The organism is Streptomyces sp. NPDC001100 (assembly GCF_053598575.1).
Genome location: NZ_JBSFKO010000009.1, coordinates 208,580 through 235,420, shown reverse-complemented (window position 1 = coordinate 235,420; position 26,841 = coordinate 208,580). Strand labels below are relative to the sequence as shown.

The 26,841-nt window shown below is 71.1% G+C and carries 24 protein-coding genes and 2 pseudogenes; 23 read left to right on the top strand and 3 right to left on the bottom strand.

Annotated elements, in window-relative coordinates; all coding sequences use genetic code 11:
• Positions 1-10: 10 nt before the first annotated feature.
• The 15 genes from ACWDEW_RS16020 to ACWDEW_RS15950 are packed head-to-tail and all read left to right on the top strand — an operon-like array spanning position 11 to position 18,567.
• Complete coding sequence (locus tag ACWDEW_RS16020; protein WP_450513271.1) at positions 11-2,200, top strand: bi-domain-containing oxidoreductase; 2,190 nt, start codon at positions 11-13, stop codon at positions 2,198-2,200.
• The gene (locus ACWDEW_RS16015) at positions 2,197-4,164 is read left to right on the top strand and encodes an alginate lyase family protein (RefSeq protein WP_450513269.1); all 1,968 of its coding nucleotides are present in this window, start codon (positions 2,197-2,199) and stop codon (positions 4,162-4,164) included. Before ACWDEW_RS16020 ends, ACWDEW_RS16015 begins: the two co-directional genes overlap by 4 nt.
• Positions 4,161-5,696, top strand: a complete 1,536-nt coding sequence (locus ACWDEW_RS16010; protein ID WP_450513390.1) for a right-handed parallel beta-helix repeat-containing protein — start codon at positions 4,161-4,163, stop codon at positions 5,694-5,696. Before ACWDEW_RS16015 ends, ACWDEW_RS16010 begins: the two co-directional genes overlap by 4 nt.
• Before the next feature lies 1 nt (position 5,697).
• Positions 5,698-6,987: an O-antigen ligase domain-containing protein gene (locus ACWDEW_RS16005; RefSeq protein ID WP_450513267.1), complete on the top strand. Its 1,290-nt coding sequence runs from the start codon at positions 5,698-5,700 to the stop codon at positions 6,985-6,987.
• Between the two features lie 2 nt (positions 6,988-6,989).
• Positions 6,990-8,231 carry a glycosyltransferase family 4 protein gene (locus tag ACWDEW_RS16000; RefSeq protein ID WP_450513265.1) on the top strand — a complete coding sequence of 414 codons (1,242 nt, stop codon included), beginning with the start codon at positions 6,990-6,992 and terminating at the stop codon, positions 8,229-8,231.
• Positions 8,228-9,481 (top strand): class I SAM-dependent methyltransferase, encoded by a 1,254-nt coding sequence (locus ACWDEW_RS15995; RefSeq protein WP_450513263.1) that lies wholly within the window; start codon positions 8,228-8,230, stop codon positions 9,479-9,481. Before ACWDEW_RS16000 ends, ACWDEW_RS15995 begins: the two co-directional genes overlap by 4 nt.
• Positions 9,478-10,272 carry a sugar phosphate nucleotidyltransferase gene (locus ACWDEW_RS15990; RefSeq protein ID WP_450513262.1) on the top strand — a complete coding sequence of 265 codons (795 nt, stop codon included), beginning with the start codon at positions 9,478-9,480 and terminating at the stop codon, positions 10,270-10,272. The genes ACWDEW_RS15995 and ACWDEW_RS15990 overlap by 4 nt, the downstream gene beginning before the upstream one ends.
• Positions 10,269-10,916, top strand: a complete 648-nt coding sequence (locus ACWDEW_RS15985) for a PIG-L deacetylase family protein (protein WP_450513260.1) — start codon at positions 10,269-10,271, stop codon at positions 10,914-10,916. Before ACWDEW_RS15990 ends, ACWDEW_RS15985 begins: the two co-directional genes overlap by 4 nt.
• 5 nt (positions 10,917-10,921) lie before the next feature.
• Complete coding sequence (locus ACWDEW_RS15980) at positions 10,922-11,947, top strand: NAD-dependent epimerase/dehydratase family protein (protein WP_450513388.1); 1,026 nt, start codon at positions 10,922-10,924, stop codon at positions 11,945-11,947.
• The gene (locus ACWDEW_RS15975; protein WP_450513258.1) at positions 11,944-13,218 is read left to right on the top strand and encodes a DUF4910 domain-containing protein; all 1,275 of its coding nucleotides are present in this window, start codon (positions 11,944-11,946) and stop codon (positions 13,216-13,218) included. Before ACWDEW_RS15980 ends, ACWDEW_RS15975 begins: the two co-directional genes overlap by 4 nt.
• The gene (locus ACWDEW_RS15970; protein ID WP_450513256.1) at positions 13,215-14,510 is read left to right on the top strand and encodes a hypothetical protein; all 1,296 of its coding nucleotides are present in this window, start codon (positions 13,215-13,217) and stop codon (positions 14,508-14,510) included. Before ACWDEW_RS15975 ends, ACWDEW_RS15970 begins: the two co-directional genes overlap by 4 nt.
• On the top strand, positions 14,507-15,454 hold the full coding sequence (locus tag ACWDEW_RS15965) for a glycosyltransferase family 2 protein (RefSeq protein WP_450513254.1): 948 nt from the start codon (positions 14,507-14,509) through the stop codon (positions 15,452-15,454). The genes ACWDEW_RS15970 and ACWDEW_RS15965 overlap by 4 nt, the downstream gene beginning before the upstream one ends.
• Positions 15,451-16,683, top strand: coding sequence for a polysaccharide pyruvyl transferase family protein (locus ACWDEW_RS15960; protein ID WP_450513253.1), 1,233 nt, complete (start codon positions 15,451-15,453; stop codon positions 16,681-16,683). Before ACWDEW_RS15965 ends, ACWDEW_RS15960 begins: the two co-directional genes overlap by 4 nt.
• Positions 16,680-17,231: a dTDP-4-dehydrorhamnose 3,5-epimerase gene (gene rfbC, locus ACWDEW_RS15955; protein WP_450513251.1), complete on the top strand. Its 552-nt coding sequence runs from the start codon at positions 16,680-16,682 to the stop codon at positions 17,229-17,231. The genes ACWDEW_RS15960 and rfbC overlap by 4 nt, the downstream gene beginning before the upstream one ends.
• A gap of 7 nt (positions 17,232-17,238) precedes the next feature.
• Positions 17,239-18,567, top strand: a complete 1,329-nt coding sequence (locus ACWDEW_RS15950) for a glutamate-1-semialdehyde 2,1-aminomutase (RefSeq protein WP_450513250.1) — start codon at positions 17,239-17,241, stop codon at positions 18,565-18,567.
• A 12-nt stretch (positions 18,568-18,579) separates the two neighbouring features.
• Here ACWDEW_RS15950 and ACWDEW_RS15945 read toward each other — a convergent pair whose 3' ends face one another.
• On the bottom strand, positions 18,580-19,314 hold the full coding sequence (locus tag ACWDEW_RS15945) for a phosphatase PAP2 family protein (RefSeq protein WP_450513249.1): 735 nt from the start codon (positions 19,312-19,314) through the stop codon (positions 18,580-18,582).
• A 103-nt stretch (positions 19,315-19,417) separates the two neighbouring features.
• Between ACWDEW_RS15945 and ACWDEW_RS15940 the strand changes: the two are divergent.
• The 7 genes and pseudogenes from ACWDEW_RS15940 to ACWDEW_RS15910 all read left to right on the top strand — a co-directional run.
• Positions 19,418-19,984 (top strand): annotated as a pseudogene (locus ACWDEW_RS15940) (AfsR/SARP family transcriptional regulator); the annotation flags it as partial.
• Positions 19,930-20,784 carry a TIGR03619 family F420-dependent LLM class oxidoreductase gene (locus ACWDEW_RS15935; protein ID WP_450513247.1) on the top strand — a complete coding sequence of 285 codons (855 nt, stop codon included), beginning with the start codon at positions 19,930-19,932 and terminating at the stop codon, positions 20,782-20,784. The pseudogene ACWDEW_RS15940 and the gene ACWDEW_RS15935, both read left to right, overlap by 55 nt.
• Complete coding sequence (locus tag ACWDEW_RS15930) at positions 20,772-21,008, top strand: hemerythrin domain-containing protein (RefSeq protein ID WP_450513245.1); 237 nt, start codon at positions 20,772-20,774, stop codon at positions 21,006-21,008. The genes ACWDEW_RS15935 and ACWDEW_RS15930 overlap by 13 nt, the downstream gene beginning before the upstream one ends.
• A gap of 66 nt (positions 21,009-21,074) precedes the next feature.
• The gene (locus ACWDEW_RS15925; protein WP_450513243.1) at positions 21,075-21,305 is read left to right on the top strand and encodes a hypothetical protein; all 231 of its coding nucleotides are present in this window, start codon (positions 21,075-21,077) and stop codon (positions 21,303-21,305) included.
• Between the two features lie 203 nt (positions 21,306-21,508).
• On the top strand, positions 21,509-21,871 hold the full coding sequence (locus tag ACWDEW_RS15920) for a bifunctional 3-phenylpropionate/cinnamic acid dioxygenase ferredoxin subunit (RefSeq protein WP_019069625.1): 363 nt from the start codon (positions 21,509-21,511) through the stop codon (positions 21,869-21,871).
• The gene (locus tag ACWDEW_RS15915) at positions 21,868-23,037 is read left to right on the top strand and encodes an NAD(P)/FAD-dependent oxidoreductase (RefSeq protein ID WP_450513241.1); all 1,170 of its coding nucleotides are present in this window, start codon (positions 21,868-21,870) and stop codon (positions 23,035-23,037) included. Before ACWDEW_RS15920 ends, ACWDEW_RS15915 begins: the two co-directional genes overlap by 4 nt.
• Before the next feature lie 76 nt (positions 23,038-23,113).
• Entirely contained in the window at positions 23,114-24,244 is a 1,131-nt protein-coding gene (locus ACWDEW_RS15910; protein WP_450513239.1) for an aromatic ring-hydroxylating oxygenase subunit alpha, read from the top strand.
• 1 nt (position 24,245) lies between these two features.
• Here the strand turns inward: ACWDEW_RS15910 and ACWDEW_RS15905 are convergent, their stop codons facing one another.
• A complete protein-coding gene (locus ACWDEW_RS15905; RefSeq protein WP_450513386.1) occupies positions 24,246-24,992 on the bottom strand; it encodes an IclR family transcriptional regulator in 747 nt (248 codons plus the stop codon).
• Positions 24,993-25,280: 288 nt separating this feature from the next.
• Between ACWDEW_RS15905 and ACWDEW_RS15900 the strand changes: the two are divergent.
• Positions 25,281-25,570 (top strand): annotated as a pseudogene (locus ACWDEW_RS15900) (hypothetical protein); the annotation flags it as partial.
• A 233-nt stretch (positions 25,571-25,803) separates the two neighbouring features.
• Here the strand turns inward: ACWDEW_RS15900 and ACWDEW_RS15895 are convergent.
• Positions 25,804-26,745, bottom strand: a complete 942-nt coding sequence (locus ACWDEW_RS15895) for an NADP-dependent oxidoreductase (RefSeq protein ID WP_450513237.1) — start codon at positions 26,743-26,745, stop codon at positions 25,804-25,806.
• Positions 26,746-26,841: the final 96 nt, after the last annotated feature.

The following is a 26,841-nucleotide window of genomic DNA, read 5'->3' as shown; positions in this document are numbered from 1 at the left end:
AGGAGTTCTGGTGAAGCAGGTTGTACAGAACTACAAGAGCGGCGAGCTGGCGGTGCTCGACGTTTCGGTACCGGGGTGCAAGCCGGGCGGGGTGTTGGTGCGCAGCGCCTACTCGCTGATATCCACCGGCACCGAGCTCATGAAGGTTTCCGAGGCCGGCATGTCGATGCTGGGCAAGGCCCGCTCCCGCCCGGACCAGGTGGCCAAGGTCATGCAGAGCGTGGCCACCAACGGACTGCCGGCCACCTACCGCAAGGTGATGGGCAAGCTGGACTCCTACACCCCGCTGGGCTACTCGCTGTGCGGGGTGGTCGAGCAGGTCGGCGCCGGGATCGACGACGTGAAGGTCGGCGACCTGGTGGCCTGCGCCGGCAACGAGCACGCGCTGCACGCCGAGTTGAACTGGGTCCCGAAGAACCTCTACGCCCCGGTCCCCGAAGGCCTCGCCCCGCAGCACGCGGCCTTCGGCACCGTCGGCTCGATCGCGATGCAGGGCGTCCGCCAGGGCGAGCCGCAGCTCGGCGAGGTCGCCCTGGTCATCGGCCTCGGCCTGATCGGGCAACTGGTGGTGCAGCTCCTCACCGCAGCGGGCGTCCGCGTGGTCGGTGCCGACCCCGACCCCAGCCGCTGCGAACTCGCCGAGCGCCTCGGCGCCGCCGCCTGCGGCGACCCCGCCTCCGCCGCCGTGGAAGCGGCCGTCGCCGAACTCACCGACGGCCACGGCGTGGACCAGGTCTTCCTGGCTGCCGGCGGCGGCAGCAACCAGCCCGTCGAACTGGCCGCCCGGCTCGCACGGGACCGCGGCCGGGTCGTCGACATCGGCAAGTGCCGCCTCGACCTGCCCTGGAACGCGTACTACGAGAAGGAACTCGACGTCCGCTTCTCGCGCTCCTACGGCCCCGGGCGCTACGACCCGTCGTACGAGCTGGAAGGCCGCGACTACCCGATCGGCTACGTCCGCTGGACCGAGCGCCGCAACCTGGCCTGCTTCCTCGACCTCGTCGCCCGGGGTCGCGTCGACGTCGAGCCCTTGGTCTCCCACATCGCCGACTTCGACGACGCGGTGGAGACCTACCAGCGCCTGAAGGACGGCGAGTTGAAGGCCGTCGCCGTGCTGTTCCGCTACCCCGAGCAGACGGAGGAAGCGGGGGAGACGGAGGCCCCGTCGGTGGCCGTGCCCACGGTCCGCCGCAGCGAGACGACGTCCACCCCGGCCCGGTCCGCGAAGACTCCTGTGCGCCTCGCGTTCGTCGGCGCGGGCAACTACGCGACGTCGATGCTGCTGCCGCACCTGGCCCGGCGCGAGGGCGTCGAGCTGGCGACCGTCGTCACCACGACGGCGCTCTCCGGGGCCAACGCGCAGCGGAAGTTCGGCTTCGCCAAGGCGACCACCGACCTCGACGCCGTCCTCGGCGACAAGTCCGTGGACGCCGTGTTCGTGGTCACCCGGCACAGCTCGCACGCCGAACTGACCCGACAGGCGCTGCTGGCCGGCAAGACCGTGTTCGTGGAGAAGCCCCTGGCCCTCACCGAGGACGAGCTGGCCGGAGTGCTCGCGACGGTGGAGGAGTCCGGCAACGACCGGCTCCAGGTGGGCTTCAACCGCCGCTTCGCCCCGCTGCTGACGGAGGCCAAGGAGCGGTTCGGCGCCCGGACCGGTCCGGCGAGCCTGCGCTACCTGGTCAACGCGGGCAAGCTGCAGCACGGCAGCTGGTACCTCCAACAGGGCGCCGAGGGCTCGCGGTTCGCCGGTGAGGGCGGCCACTTCATCGACACGGCGAGTTGGCTCCTCGACGCCGACCCGGTCTCCGTGTACGCGACGGCCGCGCCCGGCAACGAGGACCTCCAGGTCGTCCTGCGCTACCCGGACGGCTCCACCGCCACCATCAGCTACGTCACCACCGGCGCCTCCGGCTTCCCCAAGGAGACCCTGGACCTGGTCGGGGACGGCAAGGTGCTGCGGCTCGACGACTTCGTCCGTGCCTCGGTCCACGGCCCCAGGAAGTGGGTCAGTTCGCGGCTGCCCAAGGCCCGGGACAAGGGGCAGAACGCCGAACTCGCCGCGTTCATCAAGGCCGTTCGGACCGGCGGGCCGATGCCGGTGCCGCTGGAGTCGCTGGTCGCCACCACGGCGGCCACCCTCGCTGTGGGAACCGGCCTGGCCGGCGGCGCCCCGGTGACCTTGGCGAGGACGCCATGACCATGAGCGCGGGCTGGTACCTGCGCCGACTGTCCCGGATGGGCCCGCGCGAGATCGCGGGCCGGGCGGGCGACACCGTGCGCAGACGGCGCTGGCGGTCGGCGCAGCCGGACTGCCCGACCGTCACCGGCGCCCGCTTCACCGCCGTCCTGCCCGCGGGCACGGTCGCCGAGGTGCCGCCGGACGCCGTGAAGCGGCTCGTCGCCGAGGCGGACCGACTGATGGCCGGGCACGCCGAGTTCTTCGGCGTGGACCGCGACGACCTCGTCGACCCGGACTGGTTCCACGACCCGAAGACCGGGCGTCGGGCCCCGTCCGGCTACGCCTTCGACGTGCCGTACCGCGACGAGAACGTGGCCGGGGACATCAAGCAGATCTGGGAGCCGTCCCGGCACCAGTACCTCACCGTGCTCGCCGCCGCCCACGCGGTCACCGGGGACGAGCGGTACGCCGAGCGCGTCGCCGCGCATCTGCGGTCCTGGTGGGCGGCCAACCCGCCGCTGCGAGGCGTGCACTGGATCAGCGGCATCGAGCTGGGCATCCGGCTGCTGTCGTGGGTGTGGATCCGCCGGCTGCTCGACGGCTGGCCGGGCGCGGCCGACCTGTTCGAGGACAACCCGGTCGCGCTGAACCAGATCTGGCACCACCAGCGCTGGCTGGCCGCCTTCCCCAGCCGGGGCTCCTCGGCGAACAACCACGTCATCGCCGAGACCGCCGGACAGTTCGCCGCGGCCTGCGCGTTCAACTGGTTCCCCTCGTCGGCGCGTTGGCGCTCCGACGCGCTGCGCTCGCTGGAACGCCAGCTGCGCGCCAACACCTTCGACTCCGGCCTCAACCGCGAACTGGCCACCGAGTACCACGGCCTCGTGCTGGAACTCGGCCTGGCCGCGCTGGCCGAGGCCGACGCCGCCGACGTGCCGGTCCCCGAGTCGCTCCGGCCGGTGCTGCTCCGGATGACCGACGCGCTGGCCGCCGTAGTGGACAACCGGCTGCGTCCGCCCCGCCAGGGGGACGCGGACGACGGCTTCGGCCTGATCGTGGACGGTGAGGGCACCGACCGCTGGGGCTCGCTCCTCGCCACCGGCGACGCCGTGTTCGGCCGCCTCGACTGGTGGCCGACGGTCACCGGCACCGACGTGCGCACCCCGCTGCTGGCCGCGCTCATCAGGCCGTACACGAAGGACGCGGCCGCCCGCCCGGCCACCAGGCCCGACCGCTTCGCCGACGCGGGGCTCACCGTCCTGCGCGGTCCGGAGGAGATCTGGTGCCGCTGCGACGGCGGTCCGCACGGCTTCCTGTCCATCGCCGCGCACGCCCACGCGGACGCGCTGTCCGTGGAGGTCCGGCACGACGGGATCGACGTGCTCGCAGACCCGGGGACGTACTGCTACCACGGGCAGCCCGAGTGGCGGCAGTACTTCCGGTCGACCCTCGGGCACAACACCCTGGAACTGGACGGCGGTGACCAGTCCGTCTCCGGCGGCCCGTTCCTGTGGACCCGGCATGCCAGGACCCGCGTGCTGGACGTGGACAACTCTGGCGCGGGGGTGGCCCGTTGGGCCGCCGAGCACGACGGCTACCAGGGCTCGGTGCACCGCCGCCGGGTGGAACTCACGTCCGCGAGCCAGGAGTTGAGGATCGTCGACGAGGTGACCGGCCCGCGCCGGGACGTACGACTGGCGTTCCACCTCGGCCCCGCGGTCGCCGCGGACCTGGTGGGGCACCGCGCGGTGCTCACCTGGATCCGGGACGGCGAGGGGCGGTCCGCGGTGCTCGACCTGCCGCAGCAGCTGTCCTGGCGGGCGCACCGCGGCGAGAGCGAACCGCCGCTGGGCTGGTACTCCGCCGGATTCGGGCGCAAGGAACCCACCACCACACTGATCGGCACCGGCTCCTGCGACGGCACGGACGGATTCACCACCGTGCTCGGGTTCCGCGGCCAGGGGGGCGCGTGGGCAACATGAGACGGCACTGGGCGCCGGCGGTTGCACCGCTGGTGCTGCTCCTCCTGACGGTCACCGGCTGCGACAACACGTCGAGCGCCCCGGCCGCGACGAAGCCGGACGCCGCGCCGTCCACGGCCACGTCCGCCGCCCGGTCCGTGGCCAGGGTGTGCGCCAACCCCGCCGCCGGACCGGCGAAGGCGCCCGCGGGCGCGGTCACCGTGGACCCCAAGGTGGTCGGCGACCTGGCGGCCAAGACCAAGAAGAGCCCCCCGAACACCACGTTCTGGCTCAAGCCGGGCACCCACAGGCTCGAACGGGACCGCTACGCCCAGGTCATCCCCAAGAAGGGGGACCACTACATCGGCGCGCCCGGCGCGGTGTTCGACGGCCGGAAGGTCAACCAGTACGCCTTCACCGGCAACGCCGCCGACGTCACCATCAGCTATCTCACCGTGCAGGGATTCGTCGCGCCCCAGGACGAGGGCGTGGTCAACCACGACTCCGCCGACGGGTGGGTCGTCGAACACTCGACGATCAAGGACAACTCCGGCGCCGGACTGATGGCCGGTGCCCGCCAGCAGGTCCGCGCCGACTGCCTGCGCGACAACGGCCAGTACGGCATGAACGCCTACAAGGGCAACGGCCCCCTCACCGGTCTGGTGGTCCAGGGCAACGAGATCGTCGGCAACAACACCGGTGACTGGGAGCGGAAGAAGAACGGCTGCGGCTGCACCGGAGGCATCAAGTTCTGGGAGGTCAACGGCGCCGACATCAGCGGCAATTGGGTGCACGACAACCGCGGCACCGGACTGTGGGCGGACACCAACAACAACGACTTCCTCATCGAGAACAACGTGATCGAGGCCAACGACGGTGCCGCACTGATCTACGAGACGAGCTACAACGCGGTCATCCGCAACAACACGATCCGGCGCAACAACTGGGTCGAGGGCCGCAAGGCGGCCGACGGCGGCGACAACTTCCCGTACGCGACGATCTATCTGTCCGAGTCCGGCGGCGAACCGCGGGTCAAGGCCCGCACCCACAAGATCGAGATCTACGGGAACGTACTGGAGAACAACTGGTCCGGGATCACCCTCTGGGAGAACGCCGACCGGTTCTGCAACAGCCCGGCCAACACCTCGTCCGGCGACTGCACGCTGCTGGTGAAGAAGACCAGCACCTGTGTGCGACCGGCGATCGCCAAGGCGCCGCTCTACTCGGACTGCCGGTGGAAGACCCAGTGGGTGGACATCCACGACAACCGCTTCGTGCTCGACGAGTCCGTCGTCAAGTGCACGGAGATGTGCGACCGCATGGCGGTGCTGTCCAACTACGGTACCTACCCGGACTGGTCGCCGTACCACGGCGAAGGGGTGGCCGACGCCATCACCGAGCAGCAGCACAACCGCTGGCACGACAACGTCTACGTCGGGCCGTGGAAGTTCGTCACCGAGGACCAGAGCAAGGTGCTCGACTTCGTGCAGTGGCAGTCGGCGCCCTACCAGCAGGACAAGGGCAGCACCCTCGACCTACAGGCCGGTGGTTGAGATGGGCGAGAACCTGACCCGCGGACCGGACACGGCGGAGTCACTGCCCGGCGCCGAGCCGCGTCCGGGCGCCACACCGAAGATCGTCGGGATCGTCTGGGGGCTGCTGGTCCTCAACACGCTCGGCTCCGCCGGGGCGAAGACCATCGTCCCGCTACCCCGCTCCCTCATCCAGATGGTCACCATGGGCTCGCTGGTCGCCGCGTTCGGCCTGGCACTCCTGGTCAACCAGCGCGTGCGCGTCAGGTCCAGCGCCTACGTGCTGCTGCTCAGCCTGCTGCTGGTCTCCAGCGTGATCTCCAGCGCGAGCCTGGAGTCCGGGATGGGCGCGCTGTTCCGCTGCTTCCGGCTGACCCTCTTCGTCGGCACCCTGTGGCTGCTCAGCCGCTGGTGGGACGGCAGCCTCACCTTCGTCCGATACCACATCCGGGCGTACTTCGCGGTCCTCGGCTCGGTGGCCCTCGGCCTGGTCGTCTCCCCGGGCAAGGCCCTGCCCGGCCTCTACGGCGGACGCCTGGTCGGCGCGCTGTGGCCGCTCACCCCGCCGCAGATCGGGCAGTACGCGGCGGTCATCATCGGGCTCACCGCGCTGCTCGTCATCGGCAGACGGACCGACCGGACCAGCGCCGTGCTGGTCATCGTGCCGTCGCTGGTGCTGCTCGCGCTGACCCACACCCGGACGGCCACGCTCGGCCTGCTGCTCGGGCTGGCGCTGGCGATCGGCTCGCTCATCCTGACCAGCGCCGCGGCCCGCCGCTTCTTCAGCTGGTCGGTGATGATCTCCGTGGTGGCCGCGGTCGGCTTCGCCTCCGCACTCCAGACCTGGTTCCTGCGCGGGCAGAGCCAGGAGAACTTCTCCAGCCTCACGGGCCGGGCCAAGGTCTGGAACGCCCTGCTGGCCGAGCCCCGGTCCACCGCTCAACAGCTGTTCGGCGTGGGCCTGGGCGACAAGTCGTTCGGCGGGCTGCCGATCGACAACAGCTGGCTGGCCGTCTACAACGAGCAGGGTCTGGTCGGTGTCACCCTCGTCGCGGTGATCATCGTCGTGCTGGGCGGTGTCGCGTTGCTGCGCCCGCCGTCGTTGCAGCGGGCCTGCGCGATCTTCCTGATCAGCTACTGCGCGATCGCCTCGTACACCGAGGCCGGCCTCGGTGACGCCTCGCCCTATCTGCTCCATCTGGCCCTGGCCGCCTCGCTGTTGGCGGCCCCCGCCAAGGCCGCTCCGCTCGCGCTGCCCGAGGCCCCTCGACGGCGGGTCCCGCGCTGGGCCCGGGGATCGGAGGTGAAGTGAGCATGCACGTTCTCGTGGTGCACAACCGCTACAACTCGGCGCAGCCGAGCGGGGAGAACAACGTCGTCGACCAGGAGGTGGAGCTGCTGCGCGCGGCCGGCCACCGGGTCGAGCTGTTCGAGCGGCGCAGCGACGACATCGGCGGACGCTCCCTTCTCGGCAAGGTCGCGGTGCCGCTCCTGGTGCCGTGGAACCCGGCGGTCCGCAAGGAACTCGCCGCCAAGCTGCGCGCCGAGCGGCCGGACGTGGTGCACGTCCACAACGTGTTCCCGCTCCTGTCGCCCGCGGTCCTCGCCGCCTGCGCCGACGCCGGAGTGCCCGCCGTCGCCACGCTGCACAACTACACGCAGGTGTGCCCGCCCGGCACCCTGCAGCGGGACGGCCGCCCGTGCACGGAGTGCGTCGGCTCGACACCGCTGCCCGCGGTCCGGCACGGCTGCTACCGCAACTCCAGCCTCGCGACCGTGCCGCTCGCGGTCAGCCTGTCGGTCAACCGGCGGCGCTGGTGGACCGGCGTGGAGCGCTTCCTCTGCATCTCCGCCGCGCAGCGCGACGTCCTGGTGACCTCCGGCATGCCCGCCGAGCGCCTCGCGGTGAAGCACAACTTCGTCCCCGAACCCGACATCCGCCGGGAGGGCGGGGGAGAGCAGCTGCTCTACCTCGGCCGGCTCGCCGAGGCCAAGGGCGTACGGCTGCTCATGGCCGCGTGGGACGAGATCGCGGCGGGCGGAGGTGTCGGTGTCCCGCTCGCGATCGCCGGCACCGGACCGCTGGAGAAAGAGGTGACCGCCTGGGCGGCGGGCCGCGACGACGTGCGCTACGTCGGCCTGCTGGACCCGGCGGAGTGCCGCAAGGCCATCGCGCGGTCCGTCGCCATGGTGGCGCCCTCGACCTGGCTGGAGGCGTTCGGCCTGGTGGTCGTGGAGGCGATGGCGGCCGGGGTGCCGACCGTCGCGGCCGGACACGGCGCCTTCGTCGAACTCGTCGACGACGGCGTCACCGGACTGCTGCACACGCCGGGCGACGCCGCCTCGCTCGCGGCCGGCATCCGCCGGATCGCGAACGACCCGGACCGCAACCGGGAGATGGGCGAAGCGGCCCGGCGCCGCTACGAGCAGGGATTCAGCCCGGCCGTCGGCCTGGAGCGCCTGCTGGAGGAGTACCGCACCGCGATCGCGGGACGGTCAGCACTGGCTCGCGGTGGGGACACCCACGCGGGCAGGGGGGATGGGGACAGCACATGACACGATGCCGACTCTGCGGCTCCGAAGCGATGGCGAGCGTCGTCGACCTGGGGGCGACACCGCCGTGCGAGAGTTTTCTCGCCGCGGACCAACTGGACCAGCCGGAACCGGCGTACCCGCTGCATCTACGGGTCTGCACGGACTGCTGGCTGGCGCAGATACCGCCGCTGATCACGCCGGAGGAGACGTTCAAGGAGTACGCGTACTTCTCCTCCTTCTCGACCTCCTGGGTGGAGCACGCGCGCACCTTCGTCGAGGGCGCGGTGGACCGCCTCGGCCTTGACTCCGACTCCTTCGTGGTCGAGGTCGCGAGCAACGACGGCTACCTGCTGCGGCACGTGGTGGACCGGGGGATCCGCTGCCTGGGCATCGAGCCCTCGGTGAACGTCGGTGCCGCGGCCCGCGAGGCGGGCGTACCCACCTTCACGGACTTCCTGAGCCCCGACACCGGCGCGGCCGTCCGCGCCGAGCACGGCCCGGCGAACCTGGTCGTGGCCAACAACGTGTACGCGCACATCCCCGACGTGGTCGGCTTCACCCAGGGCCTGCGCGCCCTGGTCGCCGACGACGGCTGGGTCTCCATCGAGGTGCAGCACCTGCTGACCCTGATCGAGGACAACCAGTACGACACGATCTACCACGAGCACTTCCAGTACTACACCGTCGCCTCCGCGATCCGAGCCCTCGCCAGCGGCGGACTCGCCCTCGTGGACGTCGAGTTGCTGCCCACGCACGGCGGCTCCATCCGCCTGTGGGCGCGCCCGGCCGAGGTCGCGGGGGAGCCCTCGCAGCGAGTGGCCGACGTGCTCGCCCGCGAAAAGGCCGCCGGGCTCCAGGAGTTGGCCGGATACACCGAGTTCTCCGCCCGGGTCGCCAAGGTGCGCCGGGACCTGCTCCGGTTCCTGATCGACGCGGCCGACCGCGGCGAGACGGTCGTCGGCTACGGCGCCCCCGGCAAGGGCAACACCCTGCTCAACCACTGCGGCATCCGCCCCGACCTGCTCGCCTACACGGTCGACCGCAACCCGTACAAGCACGGCCGGTTCACCCCCGGCACCCGCATCCCGATCCTCCCGCCCGAGCAGATAGCGGCCGACAAACCGGACTACGTCCTCGTCCTCCCGTGGAACCTGCGGGCCGAACTGGTCGAGCAACTGTCCTTCGTCCACGAGTGGGGCGGCCGGCTCGTCTTCCCCATCCCGGAACTGAGCATCGTCGAGGCGGCGCAGTCGAAAGAGGTCACAGCATGAAGGTCGTCCTGTTCTGCGGCGGTTACGGGATGCGCATGCGCAACGGAACCTCCGACGACGTACCCAAGCCCATGGCGATGGTCGGGCCCAGACCCCTGATCTGGCACGTCATGCGCTACTACGCGCACTTCGGGCACAAGGAGTTCATCCTGTGCCTCGGCTACGGCGCCCACCACATCAAGAACTTCTTCCTCAACTACGAGGAGACCGCCTCCAACGACTTCGTACTGCGCGGCGGCCAGACCGAGTTGCTCTCCACCGACATCGCCGACTGGACGATCACCTTCGCGCAGACCGGTATCGAGTCGCCCATCGGTGAGCGGCTGCGCCGGGTGCGCCACCACCTCGACGGCGACGAGATGTTCCTCGCCAACTACGCCGACGTGCTGACCGACGCCCCGCTGCCGGAGATGATCGACCGGTTCGCCGCGCGCGACGCGGGTGCGTCGATGATGGTCGTACCGCCCCAATCCTCGTTCCACTGCGTGGAGTTGGGCGAGGACGGCCTGGTGGGCGGCATCACCGCGGTGAGCGACATGCCGCTGTGGGAGAACGGCGGCTACTTCGTGCTCCGCCAGGAGGTCTTCGACCACATACCGGAGAACGGTGACCTGGTCGCCGACGGCTGCTCCCAACTCGCCAAGCGGGGACGGCTGGTGGCACACCAGCACCGCGGCTTCTGGAAGCCGACCGACACCGTGAAGGAGCGGGCCGCGCTCGACGAGGCCTACGCCCGGGGCGACCGCCCCTGGGCCGTCTGGGAGCAGGACAGCGCGGGGGTGCGTGCGTGATCAGGCTCGGAGCCGGTCCTCTCGACCGGATCGTCGTCGTGGGCGCCCACTGCGACGACATCGCCATCGGCGCCGGCGGCACCCTGCTGACGCTCTGCCAGGCACGCCCCGGCATCCGCGTCGACGCGCTGGTGCTCTCCGGCGGCGGCAGCGAGCGCGAGCAGGAGGAACAGGCCGCGCTCACCGCCTTCTGTCCGGGCGCCGACCTGCGCCTGACCGTGCACAAACTGCCGGACGGCCGCCTGCCCGCCCACTGGGAGGAGGCCAAGGCCGCCGTCGAGGACCTGCGCGCGCAGACCGAGCCGGACCTGGTCCTCGCGCCGCGCACCGACGACGCCCACCAGGACCACCGCGGCCTGGCGAAGCTGATGACCACGGCGTTCCGTGACCACCTCGTGCTCGGCTACGAGATCGTCAAGTGGGACGGCGACCTCGGCCGGCCGGCGGCCTACCAGCCGCTGGAGACCGAGACCGCCGAAGAGAAGGTACGGCTGCTGCAGGAGCACTACCCCTCGCAGCGGCACCGGCCCTGGTACGACCGGGAGGCCTTCCTCGGCCTCGCCCGGATCCGCGGTATCGAATGCCACGCGCGCTACGCCGAGGCCTTCGCCGTCACCAAACTCACGCTCAACCTGGGGGGTTGAACACCTTGCGCGTACTTCTGACCGGACACCAGGGCTATCTGGGCACCGTGATGGCACCCGTCCTCACCGCCGCCGGACACGAGGTCGCCGGCCTCGACTCCGGCCTCTTCGCCGACTCCGTCCTCGGCCCGCAGCCCGCCGACCCGCCGGGCACACGGGTGGACCTGCGCGACGTCACCGCCGAGCACGTGGCCGGGTTCGACGCCGTGATCCACCTGGCCGCGCTGTCCAACGACCCGCTCGGCTCGCTGGCCCCGGAACTCACCTATGACATCAACCACCACGCCTCCGTACGACTGGCGAAGCTGGCCCGCGACGCGGGAGTCGGGCGCTTCCTGTACGCGTCGACCTGCTCCGTCTACGGCGCCTCGGGCGGCGACGACCTGGTCACCGAGGACGCCCCGCTGCGCCCCGTGACGCCGTACGCGGAGTCGAAGGTGCGGGTCGAGGACGACGTGCACGCGCTCGCCGACGACGACTTCACCCCGGTGTTCATGCGCAACGCCACCGCCTTCGGCTACTCGCCCCGACTGCGCGCCGACATCGTCCTGAACAACCTCGTGGGCCACGCGCTCCTGTCCGGCGAGGTGCTGGTCCTCTCCGACGGCACCCCCTGGCGCCCGCTCGTCCACGCCGCCGATATCGCCCGCGCTTTCACCGCCGCGCTCACCGCGCCGCGCGAGGCGGTCCACGACCGCGCCTTCAACATCGGCAGCGAGATCAACAACGTCACCGTCGCCGAGATCGCCGAGCAGGTCGCCGAGGCGGTGTCCGGCGCGAAGGTCGTGATCACCGGCGAGAACGGCGCCGACCCGCGCTCGTACCGCGTGGACTTCTCCCGCTTCCGCAACGCCGTCCCCGACTTCGACTGCGAGTGGACGGTCAAGCAGGGCGCCCTCGAACTCGCCGACGCCTACCGGAAGTTCGACCTGACCCGGGAGGACTTCGAGCAGCGCTTCACCCGCCTCGCCGTGCTCAAGGCGGCCTCCGAGGCCGGCACCGTCGACGACACCCTGCGGTGGCGCCGATGACCGCAGTCGGCGAGGAGATGCACGCACTGGTGGAGCGGCTGTACCCGCTCTGCCGGAGCATCACCGGCGACGGCGTGCGCGCCACCCTGGACATCGTCGGCGAGTACGTCCCCTTGCAGGTGCACGAGGTGCCGACCGGGACGCAGGTGCTCGACTGGACCGTTCCACAGGAGTGGAACATCCGGGACGCGTACATCGCCGACAGCTCGGGTCGGCGGGTCGTCGACTTCGCCGCGTCCAGCCTGCACGTGCTCGGCTACAGCGTCCCGGTGTCGCGGACCATGCCGCTCTCCGAGCTGCGCGACCACCTGCACACGCTGCCGGAGCACCCGAACTGGGTTCCGTACCGCACGAGTTACTACAAGCCGGAGTGGGGCTTCTGCCTGGCCCAGGAGACCCTGGACGCGCTGCCCGACGGCGACTACGAAGTCCACATCGACTCCACCCTCGCGGACGGCCACCTCACCTACGCCGAGCACGTGGTCCCCGGACAGGTGGCCGACGAGGTCATCGTCTCCTGCCACACCTGCCACCCGTCGCTGGCCAACGACAACCTGGCCGGCATCGCGGTGGCGACGTTCCTGGCCCGCGCGCTGGCGCAGCAAACGCCGTACTACACCTACCGGTTCATCTACGCGCCCGGCACCATCGGGGCGATCACCTGGCTGGCCCGCAACGCGGAGCGGATCGAGCGGGTCAAGCACGGCCTCGTGCTGGCCTGCGCCGGAGACACGGGCCAACTGACGTACAAACAAAGCCGACGCGGCGACGCGGAGATCGACCGGGTGCTCAAGCACGTACTGGCCGCGTCCGAACGTCCGCACCACATCAACGAGTTCACGCCGTACGGCTACGACGAGCGGCAGTACTGCTCACCCGGGTTCAACCTCGGCGTGGGCTCGCTCAGTCGGACCCCGTACGCGGGCTACCCGGAGTACCACACCTCGGCGGACAACCCGGACTTCGTCTCCCCGGAGGCGATGGCCGACACGCTCGCCGTCTGCCGCGAGGCGTTCGCCGTTCTCGACCGCAACCGGCGGTATCTCAACCTCAGCCCCTACGGCGAACCGCAGTTGGGCCGGCGCGGGTTGTACGACGCGCTCGGCGGACGCAGCGACACCAAGCAGGCCCAGATGGCCATGCTCTGGGTGCTCAACCTCTCCGACGGCGAGCACAGTCTGCTGGACGTCGCCGAACGGTCCGGGCTGCCCTTCGACAGCGTCGCCGGAGCGGCCGACGCCCTGCACGAGGCCGGACTGATCAAGACATGACATCGACGACCACCGACGGAGAGAAGGCGGCGCCAGTGCGGTCCGCCAAGCGGGCCCTCGTCGGCCGGCTCTCCTGGGGACTGGCCGACCAGGCCGCCTCCAGCATCAGCAACTTCGCGGTGGGCATCTACGTGGCCCGCTCGCTGGGGGTCACCGCGTTCGGCGTGTTCAGCCTCGCCTGGGTGACCTACGGCGTGGTGCTCAACGTCTCCCGGGGCCTTGCCACCGACCCGCTCGTGGTCCGCTTCAGCGGAGTCCCGGAGGCGTCCTGGCGCGGGGCGGTGGCCCGCTCGACGGGCACCGCGGTCTGCGTCGGTACGGCCCTCGGAGTGCTGTGCCTGGCCGCCGGGGTCGGCCTCGGCGGCCGGGTCGGGCCCGCCTTCGCCGCCCTCGGTCTCATGATGCCGGGGCTGCTGCTCCAGGACGCCTGGCGGTTCTCGTTCTTCGCCGCCGGCGACGGGCGGAAGGCGTTCGTCAACGACATCGTGTGGGGCATCGCGCTGATCCCCGCCATGGTGGTGGCGGCCCACGTCGACACCGTGGCCGCGTTCGTGCTCGCCTGGGGCGCGTCCGCCACGGTCGCGGCCGGATACGGCTGCATCCAGTCCGGCATCCGGCCCCGGCCTGCCCGGGCCCGCGGCTGGCTGCGCGAACAGCGCGACCTCGGCTACCGGTACCTGGTCGAGAACGTCAGCCTCAGCGGCGCGAGCCAACTCCGGGCGTACGGCCTCGGTGTGATCGTCGGAGTGAGCGCGGTGGGCGCGGTGCGCGGCGCCGAACTCCTCCTCGGCCCCTTCCTCGCCGTACTGATGGGGCTCTCGCTGGTCACCGTCCCCGAGGCGGCCCGCGTGCTGCGGCAGGCACCCCGACGACTGGGCAGGTTCTGCCTCTACCTCGGCGGGGGACAGGCCACCGGAGCCCTGCTCTGGGGCTCGGCGCTGCTGCTGATGCCGGGCAGGCTCGGCGAGTTGGCGCTCGGCGACGTCTGGCACTCCTCCTCGCACCTCATCGTGCAGATCACCCTCAGCGTCGCGGGAGCGGGCCTCGGCACCGGCGCCGCGGCCGGACTGCGCGCGCTCGGCGCCGCCCACCGCAGCCTGCGCTGCCAGCTGTTCGCCTCCGCCTGCTACGTCGGCGGCGGGCTCGGCGGCGCGGCCCTCGGCGGTACGGCCGGCTCGGCCTGGGGCGTCGCCGCCGCGACCATCAGCGGCTCGGCCGTGTGGTGGCTGCAACTGCGCTCCGCCCTGCGCGAGCACCGCCGCGAACCCATCCCCGAAGTGAGGACCTCATGACCGACCGACCGAGGCTGAGCATCGGCCTGCCCGTGTACAACGGCGAGGAGTACCTGGCCGAGTCGTTCGACGCCCTCCTCGGCCAGACCTACGAGGACTTCGAACTGGTCGTCTCCGACAACGCCTCGACCGACGGCACCGAGGCCATCTGCCGCAAGTACGCGGTGCAGGACTCCCGCATCCGGTACATCCGGCTGCCCCGCAACATCGGCGCCACCCCGAACCACAACCACGTCTTCGCCGAGTCCCGCGGCGAGTTGTTCAAGTGGGCCTCGCACGACGACCTCTACGGCCGCGACCTGCTGACGCGCTGCATCGAGGCGCTGGACGAGCGGCCGGACGTCATCCTCGCCCACACCGACCAGGCCGTCATCGACGGCGACGGACAGGTGACGGTCCCGTACGAGTACACGCTCGCCACCGGCTCCCCGAGCGCGCCGGAGCGCTTCCGCAGTCTGCTGTTCGAGCCGGGCGGCGACGACTTCTACGGGGTGATCCGGGCCGACGTGCTGCGCCGGGTGAAGCCGATGGACAGCTACCACCACGCGGACCGCACCTTCGTCGCCGAGATCACCCTGCACGGACGCTTCCACCAGGTCCCGGAACTCCTCTACTTCCGCCGCGACCACCCCACCCGCGCCGAACGCGCCAACCCCTCCAAGCGCGCCCGCTGCGTCAACCTGGACCCGCGCCGCGCGGGCGCGCTGCACCCGACGCCCCGGCTGCTCGCCGAGTACATCTGGGGCTTCGCCTCCGCGATCCGCCGGGCACCGCTGTCCCCGGCCGACCGGCGTGCCTGCTACCGCCACCTGGCCTCCTGGATGACCAGCCGGGTCCGGCCCGGTGCCGGCGAGCGCGTCGAGGACCGTGCCCCGGTCGACCCCGCCCAGCTCACGGTCTCCGTGGACGCCCTGGTCGCCGGCCGCGAAGGGAGGCACGCATGACGTCGGCGGCTCAACAGCCGGTGCGCGTCGGGGTGTTCGGTCTGCTCGGCTCCGGCAACCTCGGCAACGACGGCTCGCTCGAAGCCGTCCTCGGGTACCTCCGCGCCGACCACCCGGACGCGGTCGTGGACGCCCTGTGCGGCGGACCCGAGGCCGTGACCGCCCGTTTCGGCATCCCCGCCACCCGGATGCACTGGAACCGCGCCGAGTACCGCACCGCGTCCCGCCTGGGCTCGATCGCCGCGAAGGGCCTGGGCAAGTTCGTCGACATCTTCCGCACCGCCGCCTGGGTGCGCCGCCACGACGTGGTGATCGTGCCGGGCATGGGCGTCCTGGAAGCCACCCTGCCGCTACGGCCCTGGGGCTTCCCGTACTCCCTGTTCCTGCTCTGCGCGAGCGGCAGGCTGACGCGCACCCGCGTCGCGCTGGTCAGCGTCGGCGCCGCCGAGATCCGCAACCGGCCCACCCGCGCCCTGGTCCGCTGGTCGGGCCGCCTGGCCGCCTACCGGTCCTACCGGGACGCCCAGTCCCGGGACGCCATGCGGGCGATGGGCGTGGACACCGCGCGCGACGAGGTCTACCCGGACCTCGCCTTCTCCCTGCCGGCACCGCAGTCGAGCGCGCCCTCGGACGTGCCCGGCACGGTCTGCGTCGGCGTCATGGACTTCCACGGCGGCAACGACGACCGCGCCCGCGCCGACGAGATCTACGCGCGCTATCTCGACGGGACGATCCGGTTCGTGCGCACGCTGGTCGAGGAGGGCAGGCCGGTCCGGCTGCTCACCGGTGACCGGTGCGACGCGACGGTGGTCGCCGCGATCCTCGAAACGGTCGACTCACCGTTGGTCACCGCGGCCGAACCGGCCTCCCTGGACGACCTGATGAACGAGATGGTGGCCGCCGACACCGTGGTGGCGGTCCGCTACCACAACCTGATCTGCGCGCTGAAGACCGGCACACCTGTGCTCGCGCTCAGCTACGCGGCGAAGAGCGACGCGCTCATGGAGCGGATGGGCCTCGGCGCGTACTGCCACCCGGCGCGCGAGGTCGACGCCGACCGGTTGCTGGAGCAATTCCGGGCGCTGGAGAAGCGAGCGCCCGAACTGCGAGGGACCCTCACCGAGCGGAACCAGGCCGCCGCACGCCAACTGCAGGACCAGTTCAGCTCGTTGACCGCGGCCGTGTTCCCCGCGACCCACCACACCCACGCCCGCCAGGAGTCTCCATGAAAGCCACCGAAGTCCCGGAGATCGCCGGCGCGTTCCTCTTCGAGCCGACGCCGTACACCGACGAACGCGGCTTCTTCTGCCGCACGTTCGACGCCGACGTGGTCCGCTCGGTGGGCCTGGACCCGGACGCCTTCGTCCAGGACAGCCTGTCCCGCTCGGTGCGGGGCGTGGTGCGTGGCCTGCACCTGCGCTCCGGCGCGGGCGAGGCCAAACTGGTGCGGTGCTCGTACGGGCGGATCTTCGACGTCGTCGTGGACCTGCGTCCGGATTCGCCGACTTACCGCCATTGGACCTCCTTTGAACTCACAGGAGAATCACAACCAACTCTTTACATTCCCGCGGGATGCGCGCACGGTTTTCAAGCACTGACCGATACCGCCGACACCTCGTACCGGATCGACCGCCCGCACGATCCGTCGGAGGACGTGACCATCGCCTTCGACGACCCGGAGCTGGCCATTCCCTGGCCGCTGCCGGTTGCACTGATGTCCCAGCGGGACCGGGAGGCGCCGAGCCTCGCCGAGGTCCTGAAGCACAGAGAAAGTTGAGGTCCTCGTGGACACCGAAGTGCTTGACCTGCCCCTGTCGCGGACAGCCAACGAGCGGCTGCACGCGCTGATCCCCGGGGGCGCTCACACCTACGCCAAGGGCGACGACCAGTACCCCGAGAACCTGGCCCCGGTCATCAGCCACGGCAGCGGTGCCCACGTGTGGGACGTCGACGGCAACCGCTACATCGAGTACGGCTCCGGCCTGCGGTCGGTCAGCCTCGGCCACGCCCACCCGCGCGTGATCGAGGCGGTGCGGCGCGAACTCGGCCGCGGCAGCAACTTCGTCCGGCCGTCGATCGTGGAGGTCGAGGCCGCCGAGCGCTTCCTGGCCACCGTGCCGACGGCCGAGATGGTGAAGTTCGCGAAGAACGGCTCCGACGCCACCTCCGCCGCGGTCCGCCTCGCCCGCGCCGCCACCGGCCGCACGCGGGTGGCCCTCTGCTCCGACCATCCGTTCTTCTCCGTCGACGACTGGTTCATCGGCACCACCCCGATGTCCGCGGGCATCCCGTCGACGACCACCGAGCTCATCGCCTCCTTCCCCTACGGCGACCTGGCCGCCACGGAGGAGCTGCTCGCCCGCTACCCGGACGAGATCGCCTGCCTGATCCTCGAACCCGCCACCCACACCGAGCCCCCGCCCGGCTACCTCGCCGGCCTGCGCCAACTGGCCGACCGGCACGGCTGCGTCCTGATCTTCGACGAGATGATCACCGGCTTCCGCTGGTCCGAGGCGGGCGCCCAGGGCCTCTACGGCGTCGTGCCCGACCTCTCCACCTTCGGCAAGGCGCTCGGCAACGGATTCGCCGTCTCCGCGCTGGCCGGGCGCCGCGACCTGATGGAGCGCGGCGGACTGCGCGACTCCACCAGCGACCGGGTGTTCCTCCTGTCCACCACGCACGGCGCCGAGACGCACTCCCTGGCGGCCGCGATGGCCGTGCAGGCCACCTACGTCGAGGAGGGCATCACCGCACGGCTGCACTCCCTCGGCGAGCGGCTGGCCGCCGGTGTCCGCGACGCCGCCGAGGCCATGGGCGTCGGCGACCACGTCGTCGTCCGGGGCCGGGCCAGCAACCTGGTCTTCGCCACCCTCGACGAGAACCTGCAACCGTCGCAGCAGTACCGCACCCTGTTCCTGCGCCGACTCCTCGCGGGCGGAGTGCTCGCCCCGTCCTTCGTGGTGAGCAGCGCGCTCGACGACGAGGACATCGACCGCACGGTCGACGTGGTGGCCCAGGCGTGCGCGGTGTACCGCAAGGCACTTGACGCCTCCGATCCCACTCCCTGGCTGGCCGGGCGGGCGGTGAAGCCGGTGTTCCGCCGCCTGGCGTGAGGTGACATGACGTCAGGGGCGCTCGCGCCGACCGGCGACGGCCGTCCTGCGGGACGGCCGGTCACCCAGCCGGTCGGCCGCCCGGTCGACCAGCCACGCGGTCGCCGGAACCACCGCCAGCGCGGTGCACCAGCCGCCGAGGGCGTCGGTCGGATAGTGCGCGCCCAGCCCGACCTCCGCCCACCCCATGACCGCGCCGGCCACCAGCCCCGCCGCGAGCACGAGTGACGTACCGGCCGCCTTCCCGAGGGCGAACCGGTCCGTCGCGAGCAGCGCCGCCATGAGGGCGAGCGCGGTGGCGAAGGCGGTGTGCCCGCTCGGGTACGACAGGTTGCCGGGCCCGTGGATGGTCCGCCCCACCACATGCTTGAGGACCGTGGTCGTCCCCACGGTCACGCCGGCCCCGGCGACGACGAGTACGGCAGCACGGGGAAGCCGAAGCAGGAGACAGCCCACCACGCCGGCCACGATCACCGTCGCCGACCCCGCGGGTTCCCCCAAGAAGTCCAGCACCAGGGCGACTTGGCGCCACGGCGCCCGCACACTGTCCGACGTCGGCGGGAAGATCCACCGGTCCACCGCACCGGGCGCGCTGTGCCCGGAGTACAGCACCCCGATGACCACGACCACCAGCGCGGCGAGCACCCCGATCAGCCCGAGCCGTGGACGCAGCGACGGGGGCAGCACCGCACGCGCCGCGAACTCGCCCGACCCGGCTTCCAGGTCCTCTCCTGCCGCACGATCCAACGCGAGCCCCCCGTCGTGTCCCCTTCGCGAGCCATCAGCACCCTAACTCCTGGGCATCGAGGACGCGCAGACGAGGGAATTGCGGGCCGCTGGACTCCGCCAGGTGGCAACGGCGGTGGAGGGGTACGAGTTCGGGCTGCTGGGGGCGTTGAGCGGTCGCCGTGGCGGACGTCGACTGGATCTGGGCAGTCCGCTGCAGTGCGCGGTCCTGGTCCGGCTGCTGCTCGCGGAGGGGCGGCAGTGCGGGCTCGACGACCTCATCGACGCGCTGTGGGAGGAGCCGTCGGCCCACGCGGTGCGCTCGGTGCAGACGTACGTCTACCGCATCCGTCGTCTCTCGCTGGGCGAGGAGCGGTCCCTGCTGGAGACCACGCAGGGCGGATACCGGCTCGACATCGCGGAGCGGGACGTCGACGCCCAGCGCTTCGAGCGGCTCATCCGTGACGGCGAGGAACTGCGGGCCGCGCGGCAGACCGGCCAGGCGCTGCGCGCGTTCGACGCCGCGCTGGCGCTGTGGTCGGGGGAGCCGCCGTCCGGGGTGCCCGGTCCCTACGCCCGGCGGCACCGCCGACGGTTCGCCGAGCCGCGGCTGAACGCCCAGATTGCGCGGCTGGGATGCGCCGACGAACTGGGCGGGCACACCCGCGTGGCCACGGAACTGATCTCGCTGATCGCCGACCATCCCCTGCGGGAGGACCTGTACGCGCTCCGCATGCGCGCCCTGCACCGCCCGTCGTCACCCTCTCCTTCCCGGCCCACGCCACCCGACGGCTCCGCCTCGGGACCAGCACGCTCAACGCACCCTTCCACTCCCCGCTTCTCCTGGCCCGCGCGCTGGTGTCCGTCGACATCCTCAGCGGGGGACGGCTCGACGTCGGATTCGGGCTCGGCTGGTCGTCCGACGAGTACGGGTCCATCGGGGTGCCGTGGCCAGGACGCGGAGCCCGGCTGGAGGAGATCCTGGACGTCCTGGAACACGTCCGGTCCGGCTCCTCGGCCGAGTACAAGGGGGAGCTGTGGACGATCCCGAGCGCGCACATCGAGACCCTCCCGGTGCAGCGCCCCCGCCCGCCGGTCCTCCTGGGCGGTTTCACCCCGGCCACGCTGGAACGCATCGGCCGGCGCGCGGACGGCTGGGCCGGAGTCGCCCTCCCGGTGCCCCAACTCGCCTACGTCATCAGCCAGATCCGGCAGTTCGCGGAGGCGGCCCGACGTGACCCCGACAGCCTGCGCACCGTCGTCCGCGTGAACCCCACGGTGACGGCCGGGGCCGCACCGGACGACGCCGTTCCGCACCGGGGAACCGTCGTCCAGGTCTCGGACCACCTGCTCGCCGCCCACGCGGCAGGCGCCGGCGAGGTCCTCGTCGACCTGCGGCAGACCGCGCGGAGCGCGGACGAGCCGACGGACCTGGCACACCGCTTCCACGAGCAGCTGAGCAAGGGTTGGGGAGCACCATGTCCGACGTAGTCGCCTCGAAACCGGATGTCCACGACATGGTCGTGGTGCACCTGCACCGCACGTTCCGGCAGTCCTGCGCGGAACTGCCGGCCCTGGTGCGAGGACTGCGCCCCGGCGACACCGCGCGGGCCGCGCTGGTCGTCGACGCGGTGCGGTTCATGCTCATGGGCCTGGAAGCCCACCACACCAGCGAGGACGAGTACCTCTGGCCCCTGCTCACGGCACGCACGTGAGCGCGCGCCGAGGCGGTCGCGCGCCTGGAGGAACAGCACCACCGCCTCGAAGAACTGGTCACGGAGGTGAGGGGCGCGCTGGACGCACTGGCCGCCGACCATCTGAGCGTCGCCGAATGGGAGAAACTCGGCGAGGTCAGCCTGGCGAAGCTGGACAAGAAGGACCTGCTGCGCGCCTTCAGCGCGTTGATGGCCGTGGCGACCCCCGAAGAACAACGCACCCTCCTCACCAAGGCCCCGGCCCCCGCCCGCCTCCTCTGGCGCCTCTCCGGCCGCCGCGCCCACACCCGCAGGTAGGCCCGTCTGCGCGCGGTCCACGGGGGCTGAGCGACCGGGGCCGATGCCCGTACAGAGTTGCTTATGGTGCAGCATGTTGCGTGAGAGGCAACGTCGAATCCGGGGTTCACCTGTCCTCTGGATGCCTTGACAAGGGTTTGGGGGCGCCCTCAAACTGACGTTGCGCTTACCGCAATCCGTTTCGCTATACGCACCGAGGTGTCATGATGATTCCCGCGTGCCTTCTCGTGGATCTGCCGCGAGGCGAGGCCTACCGGCTCGACATCGATCCGCCGGTTTCGGTGTTCCACACCGACGACGGCGAGGTCTTCGCCATCGACGACACGTGCACTCACCAGGACGCCTCGCTCGCCGACGGCTGGCTGGAGGGGTGCGAGGTGGAATGCCCGCTGCACGCTTCGAAGTTCGACCTGCGGACGGGAGCGGTCGACGCCCCGCCGGCCAAGCGCCCGGTGCGTACCCATGAAGTGCTCGTCCAGGACGGCATGATCTACGTCGTGCCGTCCACGGACGCCCCGAACCTGCCGCCCTGCGTCGCGTCCCGGCTCGCCGGCGGACCCGCGTGAGGACCGTGGCCGTGGTCGGCGCCTCGCTGGCCGGGCTGTCGGCGGCACGCTCGCTGCGGAAACAGGGCTACGACGGACGGCTCGTCGTCATCGGCGACGAACCCCATCGCCCGTACGACAGACCGCCGCTGTCCAAGGAGTTCCTGGCCGGAACGGTCGGCGAAGCCGATCTCCTGCTGGAGGCGGACGGCGAGGACCTGCGCGCGGAGTGGCTCCTCGGCGCCCGTGCCGTCGCCCTCCAAGTCGACGGCGCGGAAAGGGTGTTGACCCTCGACGACGGCCGGGAGGTCCGCGCCGACGGCGTCGTCCTCGCGACCGGCGCGGTGGCACGGAACCTGCCGGGCACGGACGGCCTGGCCGGCGTGCACACCCTGCGCACCCTGGACGACGCCCGTGCCCTGCGCGACGAACTCGCCCTGGGCGGACGGCTGGTGGTGATCGGCGGCGGCTTCATCGGCGCCGAGGTCGCCTCCACCGCGTACGCCCTGGGACTGGACGTGACGGTGATCGAAGCGGCACCGACCCCCCTTGCGGGACCGCTCGGTGAGACCATGGGCAGCATCGTCTCCGCCCTCCACGAGGCCCACGGCGTACGGCTGTTGTGCGGTGCCGGGGTGAAAGGGCTGAGCGGGGAGGACCGGGTCGACGCCGTGCTGCTGGAGGACGGGCGGACCGTCCCCGCCGACATCGTCGTCGTGGGGGTGGGCGCGCGACCGTGCGTCGACTGGCTCGGAGGCTCCGGCGTCGAGCTCGACAACGGCGTCAAGTGCGGCGCGGACGGCCGTACCAGCCTCGCCGGGGTGGTCGCCGTAGGAGACTGTGCCAACTGGTACGACCCGCGGGCCGGTTCGCACCGCCGGGTCGAGCACTGGACCGGGGCGCGGGAGCGGCCCGACGCGGCGGTGGCCGCGCTGCTGTCCTGGGGGGCGGCGGAACCGGGGATGCCCCGGCCGCCGTACTTCTGGTCGGACCAGTACGGCGTGAAGATCCAGTTCGCCGGTCACGCGGCCGGTGCCGACAGTGTGACCGTCGAGGAGGGCGCCCCCGGCGACCGGAGTTTCCTCGCCGTCTACCGGTGTGCCGGCCAGCCGGTCGCCGTGCTCGCGATGAACCAGCCGCGGCTGTTCATGCGGTGGCGCAAACAGCTTGCCGCCACGGTGAGTTGACCGTAACTACGCCGTCCGGAGTCGTTCGTCCCGGCGCGTGACCGACCGATCCACGACGTTCTCCGAGGAGTGCACTGTGACCTCGACCAGCCTGCCGGACAGCCTGATCGCCACCCTGCCCGGCTCCTCCTACACGGACCCGGCCATCTTCGCCCAGGAACAGGAACGCATCTTCGAGACGATGTGGTTCTGCGTCGCGCGCTCCTCCGACCTGGCCAAACCCGGCGCCTTCCGGACCGTGGACGTCGGCCGCGAGAGCATCCTCGTCACCCGCGCCCGCGACAACTCCATACGCGCCTACTTCAACGTCTGCCGGCACCGCGGCGCCAAGCTCTGCACCGAGGAGGCCGGAGAGGTCAAGCGGGCCTTCCAATGCCCGTACCACGCCTGGACGTACGACCTGAACGGCAAGCTGGTCGCGGCGCCGAACTTGACGAAGATGCCCGATGTCGGCCGTACCGAATTCGGACTCGTGAGTGTCGCCGTCCGTGAATGGCTCGGCTATGTGTGGGTCAACCTGGCGGAGAACCCACCGTCGTTCGACGAGGACGTCATCAGCGAGGTCGTCACCCGGCTCGGCGACGTGGAGTCCCTTGAGCACTACGACATCGACCACCTCTCGGTGGGCCGGCGCATCGTCTACGACGTGAAGGCCAACTGGAAGCTCATCATCGAGAACTTCATGGAGTGCTACCACTGCGCCACGATCCACCCCGAACTCACCGAAGTACTCCCGGAGTTCGCCGACGGCTACGCCGCGCAGTACTACGTCGGCCACGGCGCGGAGTTCGGCGAGGAGGTGCGGGGCTTCACCGTGGACGGGTCGGAAGGGCTCGACCGCATCCCGGGGGTGAGCGAGGACCAGGACCGCCGCTACTACGCGATCACCATCAAGCCGCAGGTGTTCATCAACCTCGTCCCCGACCACGTTATCTTCCACCGGATGTACCCGGTGGCCGTCGACCGCACGATCGTCGAGTGCGACTGGCTCTACCTCCCGCACGTCGTCGAGAGCGGCAAGGACGTCAGCCGGTCCGTGGAACTCTTCGACCGGGTCAACCGCCAGGACTTCGAGGCCTGCGAACGCACACAGCCCGGAATGAGCTCACGGATGTACGCCAAGGGCGGGGTGCTGGTGCCCAGCGAGCATCACATCGGCGCGTTCCACGACTGGGTGAACGAGCGTCTGGGGATCACCCCGGGGTGACTCAGCCCAGGTAGCCCATGCGGTGGCTGATCTCCTCGGCGCCCTTGACCAGGATCGGCGCGAGTTCGTGCAGCCGCTCCTCGGTGAACCGGTAGGCCGGCCCCGAGGCGCTGACCGCGGCGATGACCTCGCCGTCCCGGTTGCGCACCGGTGCGGCCACGGCGTGCAGCCCGACCTCCAACTCCTCCAGCGTCCAGGCGTATCCGCGCTCCCGGGCCTCGGCGAGGTTCTTCTCCAGCTTGGTCTTCGAGGTGATGGTCCCCGGGGTCACCTTCTTCAGGCCGGCCTCCGACAGCAGCGCGGCGCGCTCCTTGGCGGGCATGTGTGCCAGCAGGACCTTGCCGCTGGAGGTGGCGTGCAACGGGGTGAGTTCACCGACCCAGTTGTGCGCGGTGACGGCGCCGGGGCCGCGGACCTCGTACAGGTTGATCGCGTACTGCTCCTGCATCACCGCGATGTTGACCGTCTCGCCGATCTCCTCGGCGAGACGCTCGCAGACCGGGCGGCCCTGCTGGGTGATGTCGATCCGCCCGGTGACCGCGCCGGCCAGCCGCACGATCCCGAAGCCGAGCCGGTACTTGCCGCGCTCACCCGCCTGCTCCACCAACCCCCGCGCCTCCAGCGCCCCGAGCAGCCGGAACGCGGTCGACTTGTGCACGTCGATCTCACCGGCCACCTCGCTGACCCCGGCCTCGCCGCGCTGGGCGAGAATCTCCAGCACGCTGATGGCGCGGTCCACGGACTGCACCCCGCCGGACTGCGAACCTGTCGTTTCAGTATCTGGACTGTAGTTGCTCACAGCGAAACTATACGCGTAGTACGCTACAAGGTGTTTACTGTGGGGACTCTGACCAGGTCTTTTGGGCTGGTAGCGGCGGATTCAGGTGCCGGGAGGCGTCCTGGCTCCACCTGCGGGTTCCCGGGAGTTCCCGCGAAAGTGTGCGCTGATCGTGCGCTGGGTCCGGGGGTGCCGGGCCGGATGACCGTTGCTGCGCCGGGCGACGGTGGGGCTGTTGAAGCCGTCGGGCCCGCGGACGCGGGGAACGAGGTCCACGGTGGCAACCCGACGCTGCGGTCCGTGCTGGACGAGCGGCAGGTCGGCCACGTCGCTCGCCGTCGCGTGCTCCGCTGAAGTCACCACTGGTGCAGGGAAGTTCCGCACGGACGTCCTGGCCGCGAAGACATCCGCCGCAACGCAACCGCACCACCGGCGAACTCGCCTACTGCCGCTGCTGGTCACCGACCCCGACGCCCCTGGCCTTGCACGCCCACGCCTTGCTCACCGTTGTCCGCGCCGACGATCACGTCGACCACCCCGCCCCGGACGGATCGTGTGCCGCCCACAGGGCGCGGCGTACGGGCACGTCGCCTGCCGCCAGGGGTGAGGCGTGCCCCATGGCCCGGGCCATGGGGGCGCAAACCTGGGTGAACTCGGGCCCGGAACCGAGGGACATGGCAGTCCTGTCCTTTCGGCTCACGGGTCTGAACTGGTGCGATGCGGCGACAACTCGACCGCTTGCAGAGAGACGCGACGCGATCGCCGTGCCGGGGAAGGCCGCCTAGGTGAGAGAGGCGGCGGCGGGAAGGACGAGGACCTTGCCGGAGAGCGCGCCATCTGCGGCCTCGGCGTGCAGTGCCGGCAGTTCGGCCAGGGGCACCCGGCGAGCGATGTCGACGTGCAACGCTCCGGAGTCGACCAGCGTCACCAGCCTCGCCAGCTGCGCGGCGTCGCTGTTGACGAAGAGGTTGACGCCGCGCACGCCGCGTTCCTCGTCGGAAGGCGCGGGCATCCACACCGTCGTGTTCACCACGATGCCGCCGTCGCGGACGACGGAGGTCAGCGCGGCCAATTGCATCGGATCGACCGGCGCGAGGTTGAGCACGACGTCGACCAGCGCGGACAGCTCGGGGACCCCGTGGCCGAACACCTCATCGGCACCCGCCGTCCTGACGCGTTCACTGCTGCGCGGTCCGGCCGTGGCGATCACATGTGCGCCGGCGTGCTTGGCCAGTTGGACGGCGTAGCCGCCGACCGCGCCGCCCGCACCGTTGATCAGCACCCGCTGGCCGGCGGTCAGCTTGGCGTGGTCGAAGAGGGCCTGCCAGGCGGTGAGCCCGACCAGCGGCAACCCGCCCGCGTCGGCCAGCGGGATGCTCGCGGGCGCCGCCGTCAGCAGGCCGGCCGGTGCGAGCGCGTACTCCGCCGCCGCGCCGGCACCGGTCATCGGCAGGAAGCCGACAACCTGGTCACCCGCCCTGACCCCGGCGACACCCTCGCCCAGTGCGTCGACCGTGCCCGCGACGTCGATGCCGGGGGTGTGCGGCAGGGTCACCGGGATGGGGCCCTGCATGAAGCCCGCGCGGATGTTGCCGTCGACCGGGTTGAACGACGTCGCGGCCACCCGGATCCGGACCTCCCCGGCCGCGGGGACCGGCTGTTCCACGTCCTCGTAACGCAAGACGTCCGGAGAACCGTACTCATGGAAACGTACAGCTTTCATGGCACATGCCACCTTTCATGACGGGGAAATATGCTTCAAATCTGAAGCATTATGGAACCTGGGCATGCCTCGGCTTCGAGACAGTGCCTTCAGGTG